At 70.3% G+C, this 18,244-nt stretch carries 16 protein-coding genes; 8 read left to right on the forward strand and 8 right to left on the reverse strand.

Annotated elements, in window-relative coordinates:
* Positions 1-112 precede the first annotated feature (112 nt).
* From trxB to QP119_RS03700, 3 genes are all read left to right on the forward strand, one after another.
* Positions 113-1,060, forward strand: coding sequence for a thioredoxin-disulfide reductase (trxB, locus tag QP119_RS03690; protein ID WP_284773733.1), 948 nt, complete (start codon positions 113-115; stop codon positions 1,058-1,060).
* Positions 1,057-1,383, forward strand: coding sequence for a thioredoxin (trxA, locus tag QP119_RS03695; RefSeq protein WP_284773734.1), 327 nt, complete (start codon positions 1,057-1,059; stop codon positions 1,381-1,383). Before trxB ends, trxA begins: the two co-directional genes overlap by 4 nt.
* A 113-nt stretch (positions 1,384-1,496) precedes the next feature.
* The gene (locus QP119_RS03700) at positions 1,497-2,690 is read left to right on the forward strand and encodes an N-acetylmuramoyl-L-alanine amidase (RefSeq protein WP_284773735.1); all 1,194 of its coding nucleotides are present in this window, start codon (positions 1,497-1,499) and stop codon (positions 2,688-2,690) included.
* 135 nt (positions 2,691-2,825) lie between these two features.
* On the opposite strand, the gene QP119_RS03705 is transcribed toward QP119_RS03700, so the two are convergent.
* The 8 genes from QP119_RS03705 to rpmH form a co-directional block, all read right to left on the reverse strand.
* Positions 2,826-3,449: a hypothetical protein gene (locus QP119_RS03705; RefSeq protein ID WP_284773736.1), complete on the reverse strand. Its 624-nt coding sequence runs from the start codon at positions 3,447-3,449 to the stop codon at positions 2,826-2,828.
* 4 nt (positions 3,450-3,453) lie between these two features.
* A complete protein-coding gene (locus tag QP119_RS03710; RefSeq protein ID WP_284773737.1) occupies positions 3,454-4,707 on the reverse strand; it encodes a ParB/RepB/Spo0J family partition protein in 1,254 nt (417 codons plus the stop codon).
* On the reverse strand, positions 4,704-5,621 hold the full coding sequence (locus QP119_RS03715; RefSeq protein ID WP_284773738.1) for a ParA family protein: 918 nt from the start codon (positions 5,619-5,621) through the stop codon (positions 4,704-4,706). Before QP119_RS03715 ends, QP119_RS03710 begins: the two co-directional genes overlap by 4 nt.
* Positions 5,622-5,862: 241 nt before the next feature.
* Positions 5,863-6,510 (reverse strand): 16S rRNA (guanine(527)-N(7))-methyltransferase RsmG, encoded by a 648-nt coding sequence (gene rsmG / locus QP119_RS03720; RefSeq protein ID WP_336620405.1) that lies wholly within the window; start codon positions 6,508-6,510, stop codon positions 5,863-5,865.
* Between the two features lie 68 nt (positions 6,511-6,578).
* A complete protein-coding gene (gene yidC, locus QP119_RS03725; RefSeq protein WP_284773739.1) occupies positions 6,579-7,697 on the reverse strand; it encodes a membrane protein insertase YidC in 1,119 nt (372 codons plus the stop codon).
* A 6-nt stretch (positions 7,698-7,703) separates the two neighbouring features.
* Complete coding sequence (gene yidD, locus QP119_RS03730; RefSeq protein ID WP_284773740.1) at positions 7,704-7,949, reverse strand: membrane protein insertion efficiency factor YidD; 246 nt, start codon at positions 7,947-7,949, stop codon at positions 7,704-7,706.
* A complete protein-coding gene (gene rnpA, locus QP119_RS03735) occupies positions 7,942-8,337 on the reverse strand; it encodes a ribonuclease P protein component (protein WP_284773741.1) in 396 nt (131 codons plus the stop codon). Before rnpA ends, yidD begins: the two co-directional genes overlap by 8 nt.
* Position 8,338: 1 nt before the next feature.
* Positions 8,339-8,482: a 50S ribosomal protein L34 gene (gene rpmH, locus QP119_RS03740; RefSeq protein WP_075664750.1), complete on the reverse strand. Its 144-nt coding sequence runs from the start codon at positions 8,480-8,482 to the stop codon at positions 8,339-8,341.
* Positions 8,483-9,344: 862 nt separating this feature from the next.
* Between rpmH and dnaA the strand changes: the two genes are divergently transcribed.
* The 5 genes from dnaA to gyrB all read left to right on the forward strand — a co-directional run bounded on the left by dnaA (position 9,345) and on the right by gyrB (position 18,169).
* On the forward strand, positions 9,345-11,339 hold the full coding sequence (dnaA, locus tag QP119_RS03745) for a chromosomal replication initiator protein DnaA (RefSeq protein WP_284773742.1): 1,995 nt from the start codon (positions 9,345-9,347) through the stop codon (positions 11,337-11,339).
* 1,303 nt (positions 11,340-12,642) lie between these two features.
* Positions 12,643-13,833 carry a DNA polymerase III subunit beta gene (gene dnaN / locus QP119_RS03750; RefSeq protein WP_284773743.1) on the forward strand — a complete coding sequence of 397 codons (1,191 nt, stop codon included), beginning with the start codon at positions 12,643-12,645 and terminating at the stop codon, positions 13,831-13,833.
* A 10-nt stretch (positions 13,834-13,843) separates the two neighbouring features.
* A complete protein-coding gene (gene recF / locus QP119_RS03755) occupies positions 13,844-15,193 on the forward strand; it encodes a DNA replication/repair protein RecF (RefSeq protein WP_284773744.1) in 1,350 nt (449 codons plus the stop codon).
* Positions 15,190-15,804, forward strand: coding sequence for a DciA family protein (locus tag QP119_RS03760; protein WP_284773745.1), 615 nt, complete (start codon positions 15,190-15,192; stop codon positions 15,802-15,804). Before recF ends, QP119_RS03760 begins: the two co-directional genes overlap by 4 nt.
* Before the next feature lie 322 nt (positions 15,805-16,126).
* Positions 16,127-18,169 carry a DNA topoisomerase (ATP-hydrolyzing) subunit B gene (gene gyrB / locus QP119_RS03765; protein ID WP_284773746.1) on the forward strand — a complete coding sequence of 681 codons (2,043 nt, stop codon included), beginning with the start codon at positions 16,127-16,129 and terminating at the stop codon, positions 18,167-18,169.
* The last annotated feature ends 75 nt before the right edge of the window (positions 18,170-18,244 follow it).

Here is an 18,244-nt window from a genome sequence, read left to right on the forward strand (position 1 = left end):
CACGGTGCCGCAGCGCAGCTGCGGCACGCGCGCGACGTCGTCAACCACGGGCTTCCAGGGGCGCACGGTAGGATGGCTCCTCGGCACAGACGCGTCCATCAAGGAGACATCAATGACCGTTCACGACCTCGCGATCATCGGTTCCGGCCCCGCCGGGTACACCGCCGCGCTCTACGCCGCGCGCGCGGAGCTGAAACCGGTGGTCTTCGAGGGCTTCGAGTTCGGCGGCTCGCTGATGAACACCACCGAGGTGGAGAACTACCCCGGGTTCGAGAACGGCATCATGGGCCCCGACCTGATGATGACCATGCGCAGCCAGGCCGAGCGCTTCGGCGCCGACCTGCGCCAGGAGCTCGTCGACTCCGTCGAGCTCGACGGTGAGGAGAAGGTGCTGCACGTCGGCGACGAGGAGGTCCGCGCCCGCGCGGTCATCCTGGCCACCGGTGCGGCCCCGCGTCACCTGGGCGTCCCCGGCGAGGAGGAGCTCTCCGGCCGCGGCGTGTCCACCTGCGCGACCTGCGACGGCTTCTTCTTCAAGGGCCACAAGATCGCCGTGGTCGGCGGCGGCGACTCGGCGATGGAGGAGGCCAACTTCCTCACCCGCTTCGGCGAGTCCGTCACCGTGATCCACCGCCGCGAGGAGTTCCGCGCCTCGCCGATCATGCTCGAGCGCGCCCGCCGGAACGACAAGATCGACTTCCTGGTCAACAAGACCGTCTCGGCGATCCACGAGGCCGACGGCAAGGTCTCCGGCCTCGAGCTGACCGACACCGTCACCGGCGAGAAGAGCGAGCTGGACGCCACCGCGCTGTTCGTCGCCATCGGCCACGACCCGCGTTCGAAGTTCCTCGACGGCCAGGTCGAGCTGAACCCGGCCGGCTACGTCAAGGTCGAGGAGCCCTCGACGCGCACCTCGGTGCCCGGTGTCTTCGCCGCCGGCGACCTGGTCGACGACCACTACCAGCAGGCCGTCACCGCGGCAGGCTCCGGCTGCCGCGCCGCGCTCGACGCGCAGGCCTACATCGAGACCCTGGGTCTCGGGGCGGAGGCTGAGGCGTGAGCGCCGCGGTCACCCCGGTCACCCAGGCGACCTTCCGCGAGGAGGTCGTCGAGTCGGACGTGCCGGTGCTCGTGGACTTCTGGGCCGAGTGGTGCGGGCCGTGCAAGGCGCTGCGCCCGGAGCTCGAGAAGGTCGCCGACAAGCTCGGCGAGCGCGCCCGCGTCGTCTCCGTCGACGTCGACTCGGAGCGTGGCCTGGCGGCCATGTTCCAGGTCCTGTCGATCCCCACGGTGGTCATCTACTCGGGCGGCAAGCAGGTCGACGAGTTCACCGGGGCCCGCCCGGCCGGCGAGATCCTCCGGCGCGTGGAAAAGATTCTGTAGCTGCTAATCTTTAAGACAGGCGCCCCGGCGCCTGGAAGGCGGGCCGACCGCGCCCGATGACCGGGCGCCCCGACGCCCGGGTAACAGACGTGCGACGTCTGGAAAGGAGTGCCGTGACCGACGTTCTCCGAGTCGGCGACCGTAGCCCCCGTGTGGCCGAGGCGAGGATGACGCTGGCCCGACTGGGCCTGCTGAGCGGGTACGCCGGTGACATTCCGGACACCTCGGCGTCCTCACGCCAGTACTCCGACGAGGACACCTACTTCGACAAGGACCTCGCCCAGCAGATCAAGGCCTTCCAGCAGACCCGCGGCATCATGCCCACGGGCAACATCGACGAGATCACGCTGCGCGAGCTGCGCGGCGCCTCCTACACGCTGGGCGAACGCGTGCTGCGCTTCGACGACTCCGAACCGGTGCTCGGCGACGACGTCGCCCAGCTGCAGAAGCAGCTGCAGGAACTCGGTTTCTACTCCGACCGCATCGACGGCCACTTCGGCCCGGACACGGTCCGCGCGCTGCGCACCTACCAGCTCAACTCCGGCATCGACGCCGACGGCGAGTTCGGCCCCGAGACCGCCCGCGCGCTCAGTCTGCTCGGCCGGCGCATCACGGGCGGCTCCGCCCAGGCGATCCGCGAGCGCGAGCACGTCCGCCAGGCCGGGCCGCGGCTCGCCGGCAAGCGCGTGGTCATCGACCCGGCGCTGGGCAACGGCCGCCAGGGCCAGACCGTCGACGGCCGCTACGGGCGGATCACCGAGGAGGAGATCCTCTGGGACCTCGCCGAGCGCATCCGCGACCGGATGACCAGGGCCGGCATGGAGGCCACGCTCTCGCGCACCCGCCAGGACGACCCGCCGGCCAAGGCGCGCGCGGACATGGCCAACGCGATGGACGCGGACCTGATGATCTCGCTGGCCTGCGACAGCTACCCCAACGAGAAGGCCGCCGGCGTGGCCACCTTCTACTTCGGCTCGGAGATCGGCGCGAACTCGCTGACCGGCGAGACGCTCTCCGGCTACATCCAGCGCGAGATCGTCGCGCGCACGCAGCTGACCAACTGCGGCAACCACGGCCGCACCTGGGAGGTGCTGCGCCTGACGCGGATGCCCACCGTCGAGGTCGTCGCCGGCTACCTGACCAACCCGGGCGACGTCGCCATCATCACCGACCCGGCCAAGCGCGACGCGATCGCCGAGGCCGTCGTGGTGGCCGTCAAGCGCCTCTACCTGCTGGACAACGACACCCAGCGCACGGGCACCTACCGCTTCGCGGAGCTGCTCCGCGACGAGAAGCGCAGCAGCTAGGCACCTTCTTCAATTGCCGACGTCCCGTCGCACCCCGTGCGCGCACGGGCGTGGCTCCTGTGCGTGTGCGGCGCGCTGCGCGCGCCGCGGGCGCTAGGCGGCACCGTTGGGCGCCGTGGGCGCTAGGTCGGAGTGCTAGGCCGGGGCGAGGAGTTCCTCGGCCTCGGCGGCGGAGAGCAGCCCGTTGGGCGGCGGCAGCTCGAGGCGGAAGCGGGGGAAGACGGGGTGCTCGGCGACGACCTCGAAGCCGGTCGCGGCGAGCAGTTCGGCCGGCAGCAGGCCCACGGCCTGCGGGTCGGCCACCAGGCCGACGAGCGAGCCGGGCAGGGTGGAGCACTCCACGCCGTCGCGGTAGCCGAAGGCCTCCACGACCCGGGTGCGGCGCGCGGTCAGCTCGGCCAGCGCGGCGTCGACGAGCACGTGGCTGGCACCGACGGTGAGGTCGGGGTCGACGAAGAGGCTGGTCAGCACCAGCGCGTCGGCGCTGACGGGTCCGCTGGGCATGCGCGTGCAGCCGGCGGCGTCGGCCGGCGGACAGAAGAGCACGGTGGCGCGGGCCCTGCCGCGCAGGCCGGAGCCGGCGTCGAGGTTGAACCCGCAGGTGCCGAAGGTCAGCAGGACCGTGGTCAGCCACGCCTCCTTCTCGAGCAGCGGGTCACCGGCGTCGAGGTCCCCGAGCTCCCAGAACACGCTGCGCGCGGCCTGCGGGTGCACCGAGGTCAGCGTCTCCTGCGCGACGGGGGCCAGCCGGGGGATCATCGCCTCAGCGCTTCTCGATCAACGCCATGATCCGCTCGAAGTCGGCCTCGTCGCCGAACTCGATGACCATCTTGCCCTTGCGCTTGCCCATGGTGACGGTCACGCGGGTGTCGAAGGCGTCGGCGAGCCGCTCGGCGGCGTGCGTCATCGCCTCGGGCTGCTCGACCTGGGAGCGTGCGGCGCGCTTCTTGGGCTGGTCGCCCCGGTTGAGCAGGGTGACGGCCTCCTCGGTGGCCCGCACCGACATCCCCTCGGCGACGACGCGCTCGGCGAGGGCCTCCTGGGCCTCGGCGCCGGTCTTCAGGCCCATCAGGGCCCGGGCGTGGCCGGCGGTGAGCACACCCGCGGCGACCTTGCGCTGAACCGGCACCGGCAGCGAGAGCAGCCGGATGGTGTTGGTGACCGTCGGGCGCGAGCGGCCCAGGCGGCGGGCCAGCTCCTCCTGGGTGACGTCGAACTCCTCGAGCAGCTGCTGGTAGGCCGCGCCCTCCTCGAGCGGGTTGAGCTGGACGCGGTGGATGTTCTCCAGCAGCGCGTCGCGCAGCATCGTCGAGTCGTCGGACTCCCGCACGATCGCCGGGATGCGGCCGAGCCCGGCCTTGCCGGCGGCGCGCCAGCGGCGCTCGCCCATGATGATCTCAAAGCCGTGGTCGGCCGGGCGCACGACGATGGGCTGCAGGAGGCCAAACTCGCGGATGGAGTGGACCAGCTCGGAGAGGTCGTCCTCGTCGAAGACCTGGCGCGGCTGGCGCTCGTTCGGGTAGATCTCGCCGACCGGGATCTCCTGGTAGGTCGCGCCGACGTCCCGGGTGGTCGGGGCGGGGTCGCGGTCGCCGGCCTCGGCGATCAGGCGGTCCAGGCCCGGGGTGGCCGGTCCGGGGGTCACGTGCGGGGCGTGCGGGGCGCGGTCGTTCCCGGCCTTGCCGGGCTTGGCGGCCTTGTCCTTGGCGGCCTTCTTCTTGGCCTTGCCCGCGCCCTTGCCGTTCTTGCCGTTCTCGGCGGACTCGCCCGCGGCGTCGGGGGCGTCGGTCTCGGAGCCCGTCGCGGCGTCACGCGGGTCGGGGTCCCGGGGGTCGCGGGGGTCACGCGGATCCGCGTCCCGCAGGTCCGGGTCGCGGGGGTCACGCGCCGGGCGGGAGCGGCCCAGCACGGCGTCGGCCGCGGCGTCGGAAAGGTGCGGCTTCTCCGCGCCGGTGGGGATGAGGGCGGCCAGGCCACGGCCCAGGCCCCCGCGGCGGTTCGGTTGCGCCTTCGTCATTCCTCGCTACCTTTCAGCTGTTCGGCGGTCGCCGGGCTGACGCCGATCGGGCCCGTGCCCTCGCCGGGGGTGTAGTCACCGCGCTTGGCGAACTCCTCGGCCGCCGCCGCGTACGCCATCCCGCCGCGCGAGGACGGGTCGTAGGCGAGCACCGGCATGCCGTAGCCGGGGGCCTCGGAGACGCGCACGGAGCGCGGGATGACGGTGCGCATGGTGACGTCACCGAAGTGTTCGCGGACCTCGGCGGCCACCTGCTCGGCGAGCTTGGTGCGCGCGTCGTACATCGTCAGCAGGATCGCCGAGATGTGCAGCATCGGGTTGAGGTGCTCGCGGATCATGGAGATGTTGTTGAGCAGCTGGCCGACCCCCTCGAGCGCGTAGTACTCGCACTGGATGGGGATGAGGACCTCCTCGACGAAGGTCATCGCGTTGATGGTCAGAAGCCCCAGCGACGGCGGGCAGTCGATGAAGACGTAGTCGTACTCGCGCTCGCCGAGGACGCCGCCCTTGAGCTGGTCGTAGAGGCGGTACTCGCGGCGCACCATCGAGACCAGCTCGATCTCCGCGCCGGCCAGGTCGATGGTGGCGGGGATGCAGTGCAGGTTCGGGTGGTGCGGGCTGACCTGGACGGCCTCCTGCGCGGTGGCCTGCCCGATGAGCAGCTCGTAGCTGGAAGTGGTCCCGGCGCGGTGCTCGACGCCGAGCGCGGTGGAGGCGTTGCCCTGGGGGTCGAGGTCGATGACCAAGACCTTCATCCCGCAGCTGGCCAGGCCGGCGGCCAGGTTGACCGCGGAGGTGGTCTTGCCCACCCCGCCCTTCTGGTTGGCCACGGTGATCAGCCGGGGGCGCTCCGGGCGCTCCAGGCGGGCGCGCTCCGGGATGGCGGCCTCGGGCGCGCTGTGCTCATCGGCCATGCTGGTGCATCTGCCCCTTTCCGTCTCGCTGCGATCGCGCCGCGGCGGACGCCGGAGGGGGATGCCCCCGCACCGGCGCCGGCCGCGGATTACCCACCCCACTCTATCCGCTCGTGCCGGGTGCCCGAGAGGTGACTCCGCGCCCGCCGCTCACGGGCGGGTGGGTGGTACCCGGCAGGGCGGGCGGGGGACACCGGGCGGGCCTGCCGGGAGCCGGGGCGGGCGCCTGCGCGCCGCGGCGTCAGCGCACGCGGTCGGCGCCGCGGACGATGCGGATCAGCGTCGTGGGCTCGTCGAGGACACCCTCGCCGACGGTGAGTATCTCCGCGTCCGTTCCGCCGGCGGCGGCGATCTCGCGGGCGTCGCGCTCGAGCTCCTCGGCCACGCTGGCGCCCTTCATGGCGACCATCGCGCCGCCGCGCTTGGCCAGGGGCAGCGACCAGCGGGTCAGCTTGCCCAGCGGGGCCACGGCGCGGGAGGTGACCACGTCGGCGGCCGGGAGCGCCCGGCGGATGTTCTTCTCCTCGGCGCGCCCGCGCGCGACGGTGACGTTGTCCAGGGAGAGCTCACGCACGACGTCGTGAAGGAAGTTGGAGCGCTTCAGCAGCGGCTCGAGCAGCACGATCTTCAGGTCGGGCCGGGCGATGGCCAGCGGGATGCCGGGCAGGCCGGCGCCGGAGCCGACGTCGGTCACGCGCGCGCCGGACTCGATGGCCTCGCCGGCCACGGCGCAGTTGAGGATGTGGCGCGACCACAGGCGCGGGACCTCGCGCGGGCCGATGAAGCCGCGCTCGGAGCCGGTGGTCGCCAGCATCCGGTGGTACTCGCGAGCCAGGTCGAGGCGGTCGCCGAAGACGCCGGCGGCCGCCCGTGCCAGGTCGCCGGTCAGGGCGCCGGCGTCGGAGCCGTTGTCCGCGGCGGCACCCTGGGCGCTCCCGGCGGTCTCGGGGGACTGGCTCACCGCTTGCCGCCCTTCTTGCCCTTGTTCTTGTTCTTCTTCTTGCCGCCCTTGTCGTTCTGCGGCTTCTGGCCGGGCTGCGGCTTGCTGGCCGCGCCCGCGTTACCGGCGTTGGCGGGGTCGGTCTTGGTGGCGGTGGCACCGCCGACGGTGTTCGCCTTGGCCGCACCCTTGCCCTTGTTGCGCTTCGGCTTCTGGCCGACCTTCGGGGCGGTGGCGCGCTTGGCCTCCAGGGCGGCGGCCTCCTCGGCCTCCTCCTCGGCGTCGACCTTGGCGAAGATGTAGCGCTGCTGGAAGAAGGTCCAGATGTTGTTGGCCACCATGTAGAACAGCAGGCCGATGTGCCAGATGAAGCCGGTGAACAGGATGGTGCCCGGCATGACCCACATCATCATCTTGGACATCATCTGGGTCTGCATCGCGGCCATGTCGTTGCTCGGCGCGGCGGTCTTGCCGGACTCGCGGCGGCGGTTCATGCGCTCGACGGACTGGCGTGCGTTGAAGTGCGTGGCCAGCACGATGATGACGATCAGCGGCGCGGCGACGGCGATGATCATCCCGCGCGACAGCGACTCGGAGTCCGGGAAGGCGGCGTACATCTCCTGCGGCATCGAGATGTACGCGGAGAGCGGCACACCGAAGAGCTTCGCACCCAGGAAGGACTGCACCTCGTCGACCCCGAAGATGTAGTTCGGGATGTTGGCGTTCTCCTCGGGGCTCAGCCCCAGCCCGCCGGCCTGGTCACCGGTGCGGTTGAAGGAGCGCAGCACGTGGAACAGGCCGATGAACACCGGCATCTGGGCCAGGACCGGCAGGCAGCCGGCGACGGGGTTGACCCCCATCTCCTTCTGGACCTTGCGGGTCTCCTCCATCATCTTCTGCTGGTCGTTCTTGTACTTCTCGCGGATGGCCTGCATCTTCGGGGCCACCTTCTGCATCTTCAGGCTCGAGCGCATCTGGTTGAGCATCGGCTTGAACAGCAGGATGCGCAGCGTGAAGGTCAGGAAGATGATCGCGAGGATCCACGAGACGGCGGAATCCGCGCCGAAGGGGAAGGCGAAGATCTTGTGCCAGAACCACAGGACCGCGGAGATCGGCCAGTAGATGAAGTTGAGCACGAAGGTTCAGGGCTCCTTGGGGGTCGGAGGTGGGACCGGGTCGATGCCGCCGGGGTGCCAGGGGCCGCACTTGGCCAGCCGGGCGAGCGCGAGTGCCGTGCCTTTGACCGCTCCGTGGGTCTGGACCGCCTCGAGGGCGTAGGCGCTGCAGCTGGGCTGAAAACGGCAGGTCGCCACCATTTTAAGGGGTGAGATGTACTTTTGGTAGAAGCGTATCGACGCCGCCACGGCCCGCGTGGCAGCACTAGGCACCGTGGGTGCCTTCCGCTTGCCGACGCCCGCGCCCGCGCGCCTTGCCGATCGCCTTGCGCAGGTCGCGTTCCAGACGCTGCGAGTCCGCCGTGCCGGCGGCCGGCAGCGCGCGGACGACCACACCCTCGCCGGGGGCGACGGTGCCGTCCTCGGCGAGGCGCCGGCAGATGTGGCGCAGCCGGCGCGAGGTTCGGTGGCGGGTGACGGCGTCGCCGACGGCCTTAGACACGACGAGACCGAACCGCGGACCGCCGTGGGTGGCGATCCGGGGCCCGGTCTCGGGGTCGCCCAGGTGGGCGACCAGTGTCTTGGTTCCGGCCCGGGTCCCTCCGCGGATCACCCGCGTGAACTGCGCGGGGGACGTCAGCTTGAGGTGCCGGGGCAGCACCTTAGGCCGTCAGCTTCGCGCGGCCCTTACGGCGACGGGCGGCGACGATGGCGCGGCCGGCGCGGGTGCGCATGCGGGTACGGAAGCCGTGCTTCTTGGCGCGGCGGCGGTTGTTGGGCTGGAAGGTCCGCTTGCCCTTGCTCACAGTGGTCTCCTCAAAGTTTTTGTCCCGGCCCCTCCCGGAGGGGAGCCGTGCGTACATGACTTCCGGAGCGGCGCCGCAGGCGGCCGGGCTCCGTAAGAGCGCACCGGGACAAACCGTCGGCCATTCGGTCCGGGGGACCTCCGGTCCCGGAGGAACCCGGGCCGCTGGCACGTGGTTAGCCGGTGCGACAGACCATGACAGACTACGGGAGATCGCAGGCCCAGGCCAAATCGACACGCCGGTGAGAACCCGCCGCTCAGACGGGGGCCCCTGTAATTCCTTTCTTGTAATTTTCCCCTCCGCTCCGGCCCGCGGGCAGGCCACACGGCGCGTCGCGCCCCCGGCGGCACGCCGCGAGAAACTCCACAGGCGGGCGATGTCTCGTGATCGGGGGCGATGGGGAACAATGGGGGCTATCGCCCACAATTCCCACAGGCCGGTGAATCACCCGGCTGTGGATAACTCTCAACATGGAGTTGAGGGTTTCCGCGGGTCGGAAGGAATCCGCAGGTCATGGCTCTAATTTGGGAGAATCACATTCTCCACAGGCTAGAGTGAGGCCTGTGGAGAACTCTGGCCCGCACCGCTGTCCACACCTGTGGATAACGGTGTGGAATACGAGGTCGGCGCACAGATCGTCCTGTGGGGCGCCCGGTGCACAACGAGTGACCTCGAAATGACAAGTTCATGAGCAAGACGCGAAGCCGCGGCACCTCGTCGCGGCGGTGCGCGGTGGCCCCCACGGGCCCGGAGCCCGGGTCCGTGGGATTTTCGGCCGCCGCGTGCAGGCGGGCGGATCCTCCGCCCGCCGTGTGGTCCGTGCGGGTCTCCGCGCGGAGGAGAACGACGAGACGGGAGAGACGTGGCTGAGGGAAAGCAGGCACTGGAGCAGACGTGGCGGGAGGTCGTCGCGGAACTCGTCGGCGCCTCCGAGCGCCCCGATTCCGGCATCCCGCCGCTGAACCACAAGCAGCGGGCCTTCCTCGCGCTGGCCAAGCCGATCGTGCTGGTCGACGGCTACGTGCTGCTGGCGACCCCGCACCAGATGGCCAAGCAGGTCGTCGAGAACGAGCTCGGCGAGCAGATCACCCGGGTACTCAGCGAGCGCATGCACCGGCCCTGCTCGCTGGCCGTCTCGGTCGACCCGCAGGCCGCCCACCGCGGGACCGAGGAGGCCCACGCCGTGGCCGACGCGGCCTCCGCGCCCGTCGACTCGGTGATCGGCCAGAACCCGGCCGCCCCGCAGAATGCCGGCCAGGTCGGCCAGATCAGCCAGGCAGGCAGCGCCGCCGCAGCCGGCTTCAACGCCGGGAAAAACGCCGGCGGCTTCGGCGGTGATTCCGCCGGCGGGTTCCCGGGTGGCGAGGCCCCGACCGAACAGCGCCAGGCGCCGTACCAGAGCGAGGCCTTCGACCTGACCTCTTCACCTGCGGCCTTCCACGACCCGGAGGCCCCGGCCGGCGCCCCGGCGGCCCCGGCACCGGAGCAGCGCCGCACCGAGGCCCCGCAGCAGACAGAGGTGCCCGGCTACGGCGAGCAAACCGGCTTCGCCCCGGGATACGGGACTGAGCAGCCCGACGGCTACGGCGGCGCCCCCACCAGGCAGAACGACTTCAACTCCGGATACGCCGGCCCAGGCGCCGCAGGCGCCCCGGCCCCCACGCCCACCCGGCAGGAGGCGGCGACGGGGACCGGCGGGGCGTCGGCAATCAACGGCGCACCCCGGCAGACCGAGGCCGGCGGCTGGCGGCAGAGCTACAGCGGCGAGTCCGCGCAACGGCTGCCGCGCGAACAGCCGGCGCACGACCCCAACCGCGAGACCTCGCTGAATCCGCGCTACACCTTCGAGTCCTTCGTCATCGGCTCGTCGAACCGCTTCGCCAACGGCGCGGCGGTCGCCGTGGCCGAGAACCCCGCGCGCGCCTACAACCCGCTGTTCATCTCCGGCGGATCCGGACTGGGCAAGACGCACCTGCTGCACGCCGCCGGCAACTACGCCAAGCTGCTGCAGCCGAGCCTGCGCATCAAGTACGTCTCCTCGGAGGAGTTCACCAACGACTACATCAACTCGGTGCGTGACGACCGGCAGGAGTCCTTCAAGCGGCGCTACCGCAACCTCGACATCCTGATGGTCGACGACATCCAGTTCCTGCAGGGCAAGGAGGGCACGCAGGAGGAGTTCTTCCACACCTTCAACGCGCTGCACCAGGCCAACAAGCAGATCATCCTGTCCTCGGACCGCCCGCCCAAGGAGCTGACCACCCTCGAGGACCGGCTGCGCACCCGCTTCCAGGCCGGGCTGATCGCGGACATCCAGCCGCCGGACCTGGAGACGCGCATCGCGATCCTGATGAAGAAGGCGGAGGCCGACGGCACGCGTGTGGAGCGCGACGTGCTCGAGCTGATCGCCAGCCGCTTCGAGAGCTCGATCCGAGAGCTCGAGGGAGCCCTGGTGCGGGTCTCGGCGTACTCCTCGCTGATCAAGGAGCCGATCGACCTGGCCAACGCCGAGGTCGCGCTGCGCGACATCCTGCCCGACCCGCAGGACGTGGTGATCACGGCCTCGACGATCATCGAGACCACCGCCGAGCACTTCGGGATCTCGACGGCCACGCTGTGCGGCACCGGCAAGACCCGCGCGGTCACGCACGCCCGCCAGCTGGGCATGTACCTGTGCCGCGAGCTGACCGACCTGTCGCTGCCCAAGATCGGCGACCAGTTCGGCGGCAAGGACCACACGACCGTGATGTACGCCGACCGGAAGATCCGCAAGGAGATGACGGAGAAGCGCGACACCTACGACGAGATCCAGTCGCTGACCCAGAAGATCAAGAACGCGGGGCGCGCGTCGATCTAGCGGGGTTGATCGGGTTGGGGCCGGTCTGGCTGGGGGCTGGGCCGGTCTGGCTTGGGCTGGGGCCGGCATGGCCTAGCCGACCCTCCAAGCCTGCTGGCCCCGACGGTCCCACCGAAACCCGTCCGGATGACACGATCCGGGCGGGTTTTCGCGTGCCCGGGGGAGGGGCCTGGGGATCGCGGTGCACGTGAGGCCGGTGGGCCTGGCGGGGCAGGGGAGAGGGTTCCCGAGGCCAGCCGGTCCCGGTCCAGGTCCGGTCCAGGGCCTGAGCGAGGGCCTTCCGTGGGCATTTTGTGACGGTCTGTCGGGGCCGTCCGGCATTTGCCCAGGTGAAAACCGAGCGCCGGCGACAGACTTACACAAAATGCCCACGCATCCCCGCCCTGGACCAAAACCCGGACCAGGATCCGATGCAGACCCCGCCACCGGTCCCGGTCCGGGGCCGGCACCGGGTCCCGGGATCGACGAGTCTCCACCGACCCCGGAGAGGACAGCCCCGGAGAGAGCAGCACCTGACTTTTTGTGTCATGGCGTGAAGAGCGCCCGCCGTTTGCCCAGGTCAAAATCGACCCCCGATCCCGGTATGACACAAAAAGTCAGTTCGACCCCCGCACAACCCCCGAGCAAACCCCGCACCCCGGCCCACCCGAGCACGCGCCACCTACCAGCCCACCCAACCAGCCTACCCACCAGCTAACTCACCGCCCACCCACCCGATTATCCACAGTGTCCACAGAGTTCTCCACAACCGTGTAATTACAAGAATGTAAGTCAGAGATTCCTGTCATTCCGGTCACGCCGCGGACCCCTCCGCGGCACCCCGCGCCGCCGACCTGCGGAACCACAAAAACCCAGGTCGCCGGATGTGGACAAATGGCCCGCCGGCGGGGGAGAGCCGGTGGATGAATTGTGAATGACAAGACCTCCCCGGAAGTTGTCCACAGGGACCCCGAGTTATGCACAGACCGTCCACACGGCCACGCACATCCACGATTTTGTGGTTTACCTCGACCGGGGCGCCTCGATCCACAGACTCAACAGGACCTACTGCGGTTACCAAGAAAATTACTTGTAATTCTCTAGAAGAAAGAGGGGGTTGAGGATCGAGCGGACCGGCCCCTGGGCGCCACGCGGCGCCTAGGGGCCCGGACGAGCCAGCCTCGCCGGCCGTCAAAGACCGCCCGGCAAATGACATGAAGTTCCGTCGCCCCGACCGAACCGGTAGTTTGGAGTTGTTGTCATTCGCTGCCCCGGCCGTCCCCGCGGCCGGCGGCCCGGGATCACGAGGGAGCAGGTGCCGAAAATGGAGTCACAAGGGGTCTCGTTCCGTGTGGCCAAGGACGACTTCGCCGACGCGGTCGCCTGGGTCGCCCGCAGCCTGCCGACCAAGGCGGCCCAGCCCGTGCTTCGCGCCATGGTCATCACCGCAGGCGACGAGGGCCTTGAGCTGGCCGGATTCGACTACGAGGTCTCGACGCGGGTGCGCGTGGCGGCCGACGTCGACCAGCCCGGCGTCATCGCCGTGGCCGGCAAGCTGATCGCGGAGATCACCGGTTCGCTGCCGAACAAGCCCGTCGACGTGCGCCTGGATGACACGACCGTCTCGGTCGACTGCGGCGCCTCGCACTTCGAGCTGCCCCTGATCCCGCTCGACGACTACCCGAAGCTGCCCGAGCTGCCCGAGGTCACCGGCACCGTCGACCCGCGGCTGTTCTCTGAGGCCGTCGGCCAGGTCGCCGCCGCCGCGGGCCGCGACGACACCCTGCCGATGCTGACCGGCGTGCACGTCGAGATCCACGGCTCCGAGGTCGTCATGGCCGCCACCGACCGCTTCCGTCTGGCGCGGCGCACCATGGAGTGGCAGCCGAAGTCGCCGGGCGTCGAGGCCACGCTGCTCATCCCGGCCAAGACGCTGCAGGACAACGCCCGTACCCTGGACAACCAGGTCAGCAACGACCCGGTGGACATCGCCGTCGGCACCGGCGACCAGGTCGGCGCGGCCGGCCTCTTCGGCGTGCACACCGACAACCGCGAAACCACCACGCGCATGCTCGACGCGGAGTTCCCGAACATCACGCCGCTGCTGCCCAAGACGCACACCTCGATCGCGACGGTGGAGATCGCCCCGCTGCAGGAGGCGATCCGCCGTGTCTCCCTGGTCACCGACCGCAACGCGCAGATCCGCATGCAGTTCCGCTCCGGCGAGCTGATCCTCTCGGCCGCCGGCACCGACTCCGGCCACGCTGAGGAGTCCATGCCCTGCGCTTTCACCGGCGCCGACGAGCTGCTCATCGCCTTCAACCCGGGCTATCTCAAGGACGGCCTGGCCGTGGTGCACACCGACCGCGTGGTCTTCGGCTTCACGGAGCCCTCGCGCCCGGCGATCCTCATCCCCGAGCCCGAGGAGCTTCCCGAGGCCGACGCGGAGGGCAACTTCCCGACTCCGGCGACGGACTTCACGTACCTGCTGATGCCCGTGCGCCTGCCGGGTTAGGCGGGCCGGGGTGCGCCTCAGCGAACTCTCCCTGCGCGACTTCCGTTCCTGGCCGCAGCTCAACCTGCACCTCGACGAGGGGGTGACCCTCTTCGTCGGCCGCAACGGCTACGGCAAGACCAACATCATCGAGGCCGTGGGCTACCTGGCCCACCTGTCCTCGCACCGGGTCAACTCGGACGCCGCGCTGGTCCGCGCCGGCGCGGAGAACGCCCGGGTCTCGGCCACGGCGATCAACGAGGGCCGTCAGCTGACCGCCCACCTGCTGCTCAAACCCCGCGGGGCGAACCAGGCGCAGATCAACCGCACCCGCCTGCGCTCCCCGCGCGAGGTTCTCGGCGTGGTGCGCACCGTGCTCTTCGCCCCCGAGGACCTCGCGCTGGTCCGCGGCGAACCGGCTGAGCGGCGCCGCTACCTCGACGCGATCATCGCCACGCGCACGCCCCGGCTCGCGGGGGTCAAGGCCGACTACGACAAGGTGTTGCGCCAGCGAAACGCCTTGCTCAAGTCAGCCGGCCGGGCGTTGCGTCGCGGCTACGGCTCCGAGGACGGTGCGGCCGCGCTGGTCACCCTGGACACCTGGGACGCGCAGCTGGCCGCCCTCGGCGCGCAGGTCATGCGCGCCCGCATGGATCTGACCGCCGAGCTCGACCCGCACGTGACCGCGGCCTACGCGCAGATGGCCCCGGGCCCGCGCGCCGCGCACGTCACCTACGCCCCGCGAACCGAGGTCGAACCCGACGCGGACGTCGCGACCATCGAGGCCGAGCTGCTCGCCCACCTGGGCCGCGCCCGCGACAAGGAGATCGACCGCGGCATGAGCCTGGTGGGCCCGCACCGCGACGACCTCTCGGTGACCCTCGGCGACGGCCCGGCCAAGGGCTTCGCCAGCCACGGCGAGACCTGGAGCGTGGCCATCGCGCTGCGCCTCGGGGAATTCCAGCTGCTGCGTGCCGAGGGCACCGACCCGATCCTGATCCTCGACGACGTCTTCGCCGAGCTCGATGCGCAGCGCCGCCGCCAGCTCGTCGCGCTCGCCCAGGAGGTCGAGCAGGTGCTCATCACCGCCGCCGTCGACGAGGACCTGCCCGGCAACCTCGACGGACTCACCGTCGCGCGCCACGAGATCACCCTCGACGACGACCACCTTTCGCTTCTCGACGCCGCGCCCCACCCCGATGCGGAAGACGGCACCGTCTCCGGTGGTGCGCCCGCCGCTGATGCGGCGCGCGAAGTGGCCGGCGAAGATGCGGGCGCCGAAGAAGAGGGCGCCCAGGAAAAGGGTGCCGGTGGGGCCGCGGCGGGCGAAGTGGCCGGCGAAGAAGAAACCGAGGAAGAGGAAGGCGGTGCGCCCGAGTGAGGGACAGCGAACGCGAGAACTCCGCCGAACCGCAGGTGGGCGGCGACATCATCGCGGAGGCCTTCGGCAATCTGCGTCGTCGCGCCGGCGCCGGCAACCGGCACGCGCCGAGCCTGAAGTTCCAGGCCAACGTCCGTTCCGAGGCCAAGGTTCCAGGCCTGAAGGAGCCCGAGCGGACCGGGCGCGGCCGGCGCGGGAGGACGAGGCGTCAACGCGGCATTCCCACCGGCGCGGACGGCTACATCGTGCAGCGCCGGCGCGACGTCGACAATGTGGGCAGCCTGCTCAGCCGCGAGATGCACCGCCGCGGCTGGACCGGGCACCTGGCCGACGGCTGGGTCTCCGGGCACTGGGAGGAGCTGGTCGGAGAGAAGATCGCCCAGCACACCCGCGTCGAGATGATCAAGGAGACCACCGTCTTCATCTCCTGCGACTCGACGTCGTGGGCGACGAACCTGCGCTACCTGCAGCGCCAGATCCTCCAGGAGATCGCCCGCAAGGTCGGGCCCAACGTGATCACCCAGCTGAAGATCTTCGGTCCGAAGGCGCCGAGCTGGCGCAAGGGCCCGCTGCACGTCAAGGGGCGCGGGCCGCGCGACACCTACGGATAGGGTGCGCGACTTCGTCGCGCACCCGGCACAAGGACGCGCACCCCAGACAAGGGACGCGCACCCGGGGCGCGCAGGCGCCCCACGGCGAGGTGTGACGAAGACGGGTGCAGGCGAGACGTCGGAAATTGAACTGGGCAAACGCCATACACGGCCCGTGAGAGGCCCTACGACGCGCGCGAGGGGTCTGCCGGGGGGCGGGTACCGGGGTGTAGACTGGGGCAGTCTAAAAGAAATCTGACCCTTTTGCGGCCGCCGGTCAACGATCGGCGGCGGCGCGGGGGCCGGATCTCAACGTAACTTCAGCGAGGAGTAACAGGTTCACGTGGCAACCAACGCTGAGCACCACGCTTACGACGCCTCATCGATCACGATCCTCGAGGGGCTGGAGGCCGTCCGCAAGCGCCCGGGCATGTACATCGGCTCGACCGGCAAGCGCGGCCTGCACCACCTGGTGTGGGAGGTCGTCGACAACTCGGTCGACGAGGCGATGGCCGGGTACGCGACCAAGGTCGACGTCACCCTACTCGCCGACGGCGGCGTCCAGGTCGTCGACGACGGCCGCGGCATCCCGGTCGAGATGCACGCCTCCGGTGTGCCCACCGTCCAGGTCGTCATGACCCAGCTGCACGCCGGCGGCAAGTTCGACTCCGAGTCCTACGCGGTCTCCGGCGGTCTGCACGGCGTGGGCATCTCCGTGGTCAACGCCCTGTCCACCCGCGTCGAGGCCGACATCAAGCGCGACGGCAAGCACTGGCTGCAGAACTTCCAGAACGCGCTGCCCGACCCGATCATCGAGGGCGGCAACGCCCGCGGCACCGGCACGACCATCCGGTTCTGGCCGGACGCGGAGATCTTCGAGACCGTCGAGTTCGACTTCGAGACGATCTCGCGGCGCCTGCAGGAGATGGCCTTCCTGAACAAGGGCCTGACCATCACGCTGCGCGACGAGCGCGCCACCGATGCCGAGCTGGAGCTCGAGGCGATCGCAGAGGGCGGCGACACCGCCACCAGCCTCGACGAGGTCGACGAGAAGGCCGACGCCGGCGAGGCCCCCGCCACGCCGAAGAAGCGGGAGAAGAAGAAGGTCTTCCACTACCCGAACGGCCTTCAGGACTACGTCAACTACCTGAACAACTCCAAGCAGCCGATCCACCCGTCGATCGTGGCGTTTGACGCCGTCGGCGAGGGCCACGAGCTCGAGCTGGCCATGCAGTGGAACAACTCCTTCAAGGAGTCGGTGCACACCTTCGCCAACACCATCAACACGGTCGAGGGCGGCACCCACGAGGAGGGCTTCCGCTCCGCGCTGACCTCCCTGATGAACCGCTACGCGCGCGACCACAAGCTGCTCAAGGAGAAGGACAAGAACCTCACCGGCGACGACTGCCGCGAGGGCATCGCCGCCGTGATCTCCGTGCGCGTGGCCGACCCGCAGTTCGAGGGCCAGACCAAGACCAAGCTGGGCAACACCGAGGTGCGCTCCTTCGTGCAGAAGGCCACCTACGAGCACGTCGGCGACTGGCTCGAGGCCAACCCGGCCGAGGCCAAGGTCATCGTCAACAAGGCGATCTCCTCCGCCCACGCCCGCCAGGCCGCCCGCAAGGCCCGCGACCTGGTGCGCCGCAAGTCCGCCACCGACCTGGGTGGACTGCCCGGCAAGCTGGCCGACTGCCGCTCCAAGGACCCGACACGCTCCGAGCTGTTCATCGTGGAGGGCGACTCGGCCGGTGGCTCCGCCAAGCAGGGCCGCGACTCGATGTACCAGGCCATCCTGCCGCTGCGCGGCAAGATCCTGAACGTGGAGAAGGCGCGCCTCGACCGCGTGCTCAAGAACGCCGAGGTCCAGGCCATCATCACCGCCCTGGGCACCGGCATCCACGACGAGTTCGACATCAACAAGCTGCGCTACCACAAGATCGTGCTCATGGCCGACGCCGACGTTGACGGCCAGCACATCGCCACGCTGCTGCTGACCCTGCTCTTCCGCTTCATGCCGGCGCTCGTCGAGGAGGGCCACGTCTACCTCGCCCAGCCGCCGCTGTACAAGCTGAAGTGGCAGAAGGGCGAGCCGGGCTACGCGTTCTCCGACGCCGACCGCGACAAGCAGCTCGAGGAGGGCCGCGAGGCCGGCCGCAAGATCAACACCGACGACGGCATCCAGCGCTACAAGGGCCTCGGCGAGATGAACCCGAACGAGCTGTGGGAGACCACGCTCGACCCGACCACGCGCATCCTGCGCCGCGTCGACCTGCACGACGCGCAGCGTGCCGACGAGCTGTTCTCCATCCTCATGGGTGACGACGTCACGGCCCGCCGTTCCTTCATCACCCGCCGCGCGAAGGACGTCCGCTTCCTGGACATCTAGGGTTGGCGCCTCGGGCTTGCCGACGTCGCGCTCGGGCGCGGCGGGCGGGCCCGCGCCGCGCCCGAGCGCGTCGGG

This window comes from Corynebacterium frankenforstense (assembly GCF_030211955.1).
Taxonomy (GTDB): Bacteria; Actinomycetota; Actinomycetes; order Mycobacteriales; family Mycobacteriaceae; genus Corynebacterium; species Corynebacterium frankenforstense_A.

Excerpts from the sequence above, each read along its gene's own strand:
- QP119_RS03710 (WP_284773737.1), bottom strand. The coding sequence starts at position 4,707 with ATGACGAAGGCGCAACCGAACCGCCGCGGGGGCCTGGGCCGTGGCCTG.
- dnaN (WP_284773743.1), top strand. The coding sequence starts at position 12,643 with ATGGAGTCACAAGGGGTCTCGTTCCGTGTGGCCAAGGACGACTTCGCC.
- trxB (WP_284773733.1), top strand. The coding sequence starts at position 113 with ATGACCGTTCACGACCTCGCGATCATCGGTTCCGGCCCCGCCGGGTAC.
- QP119_RS03705 (WP_284773736.1), bottom strand. The coding sequence starts at position 3,449 with ATGATCCCCCGGCTGGCCCCCGTCGCGCAGGAGACGCTGACCTCGGTG.
- QP119_RS03715 (WP_284773738.1), bottom strand. The coding sequence starts at position 5,621 with ATGGCCGATGAGCACAGCGCGCCCGAGGCCGCCATCCCGGAGCGCGCC.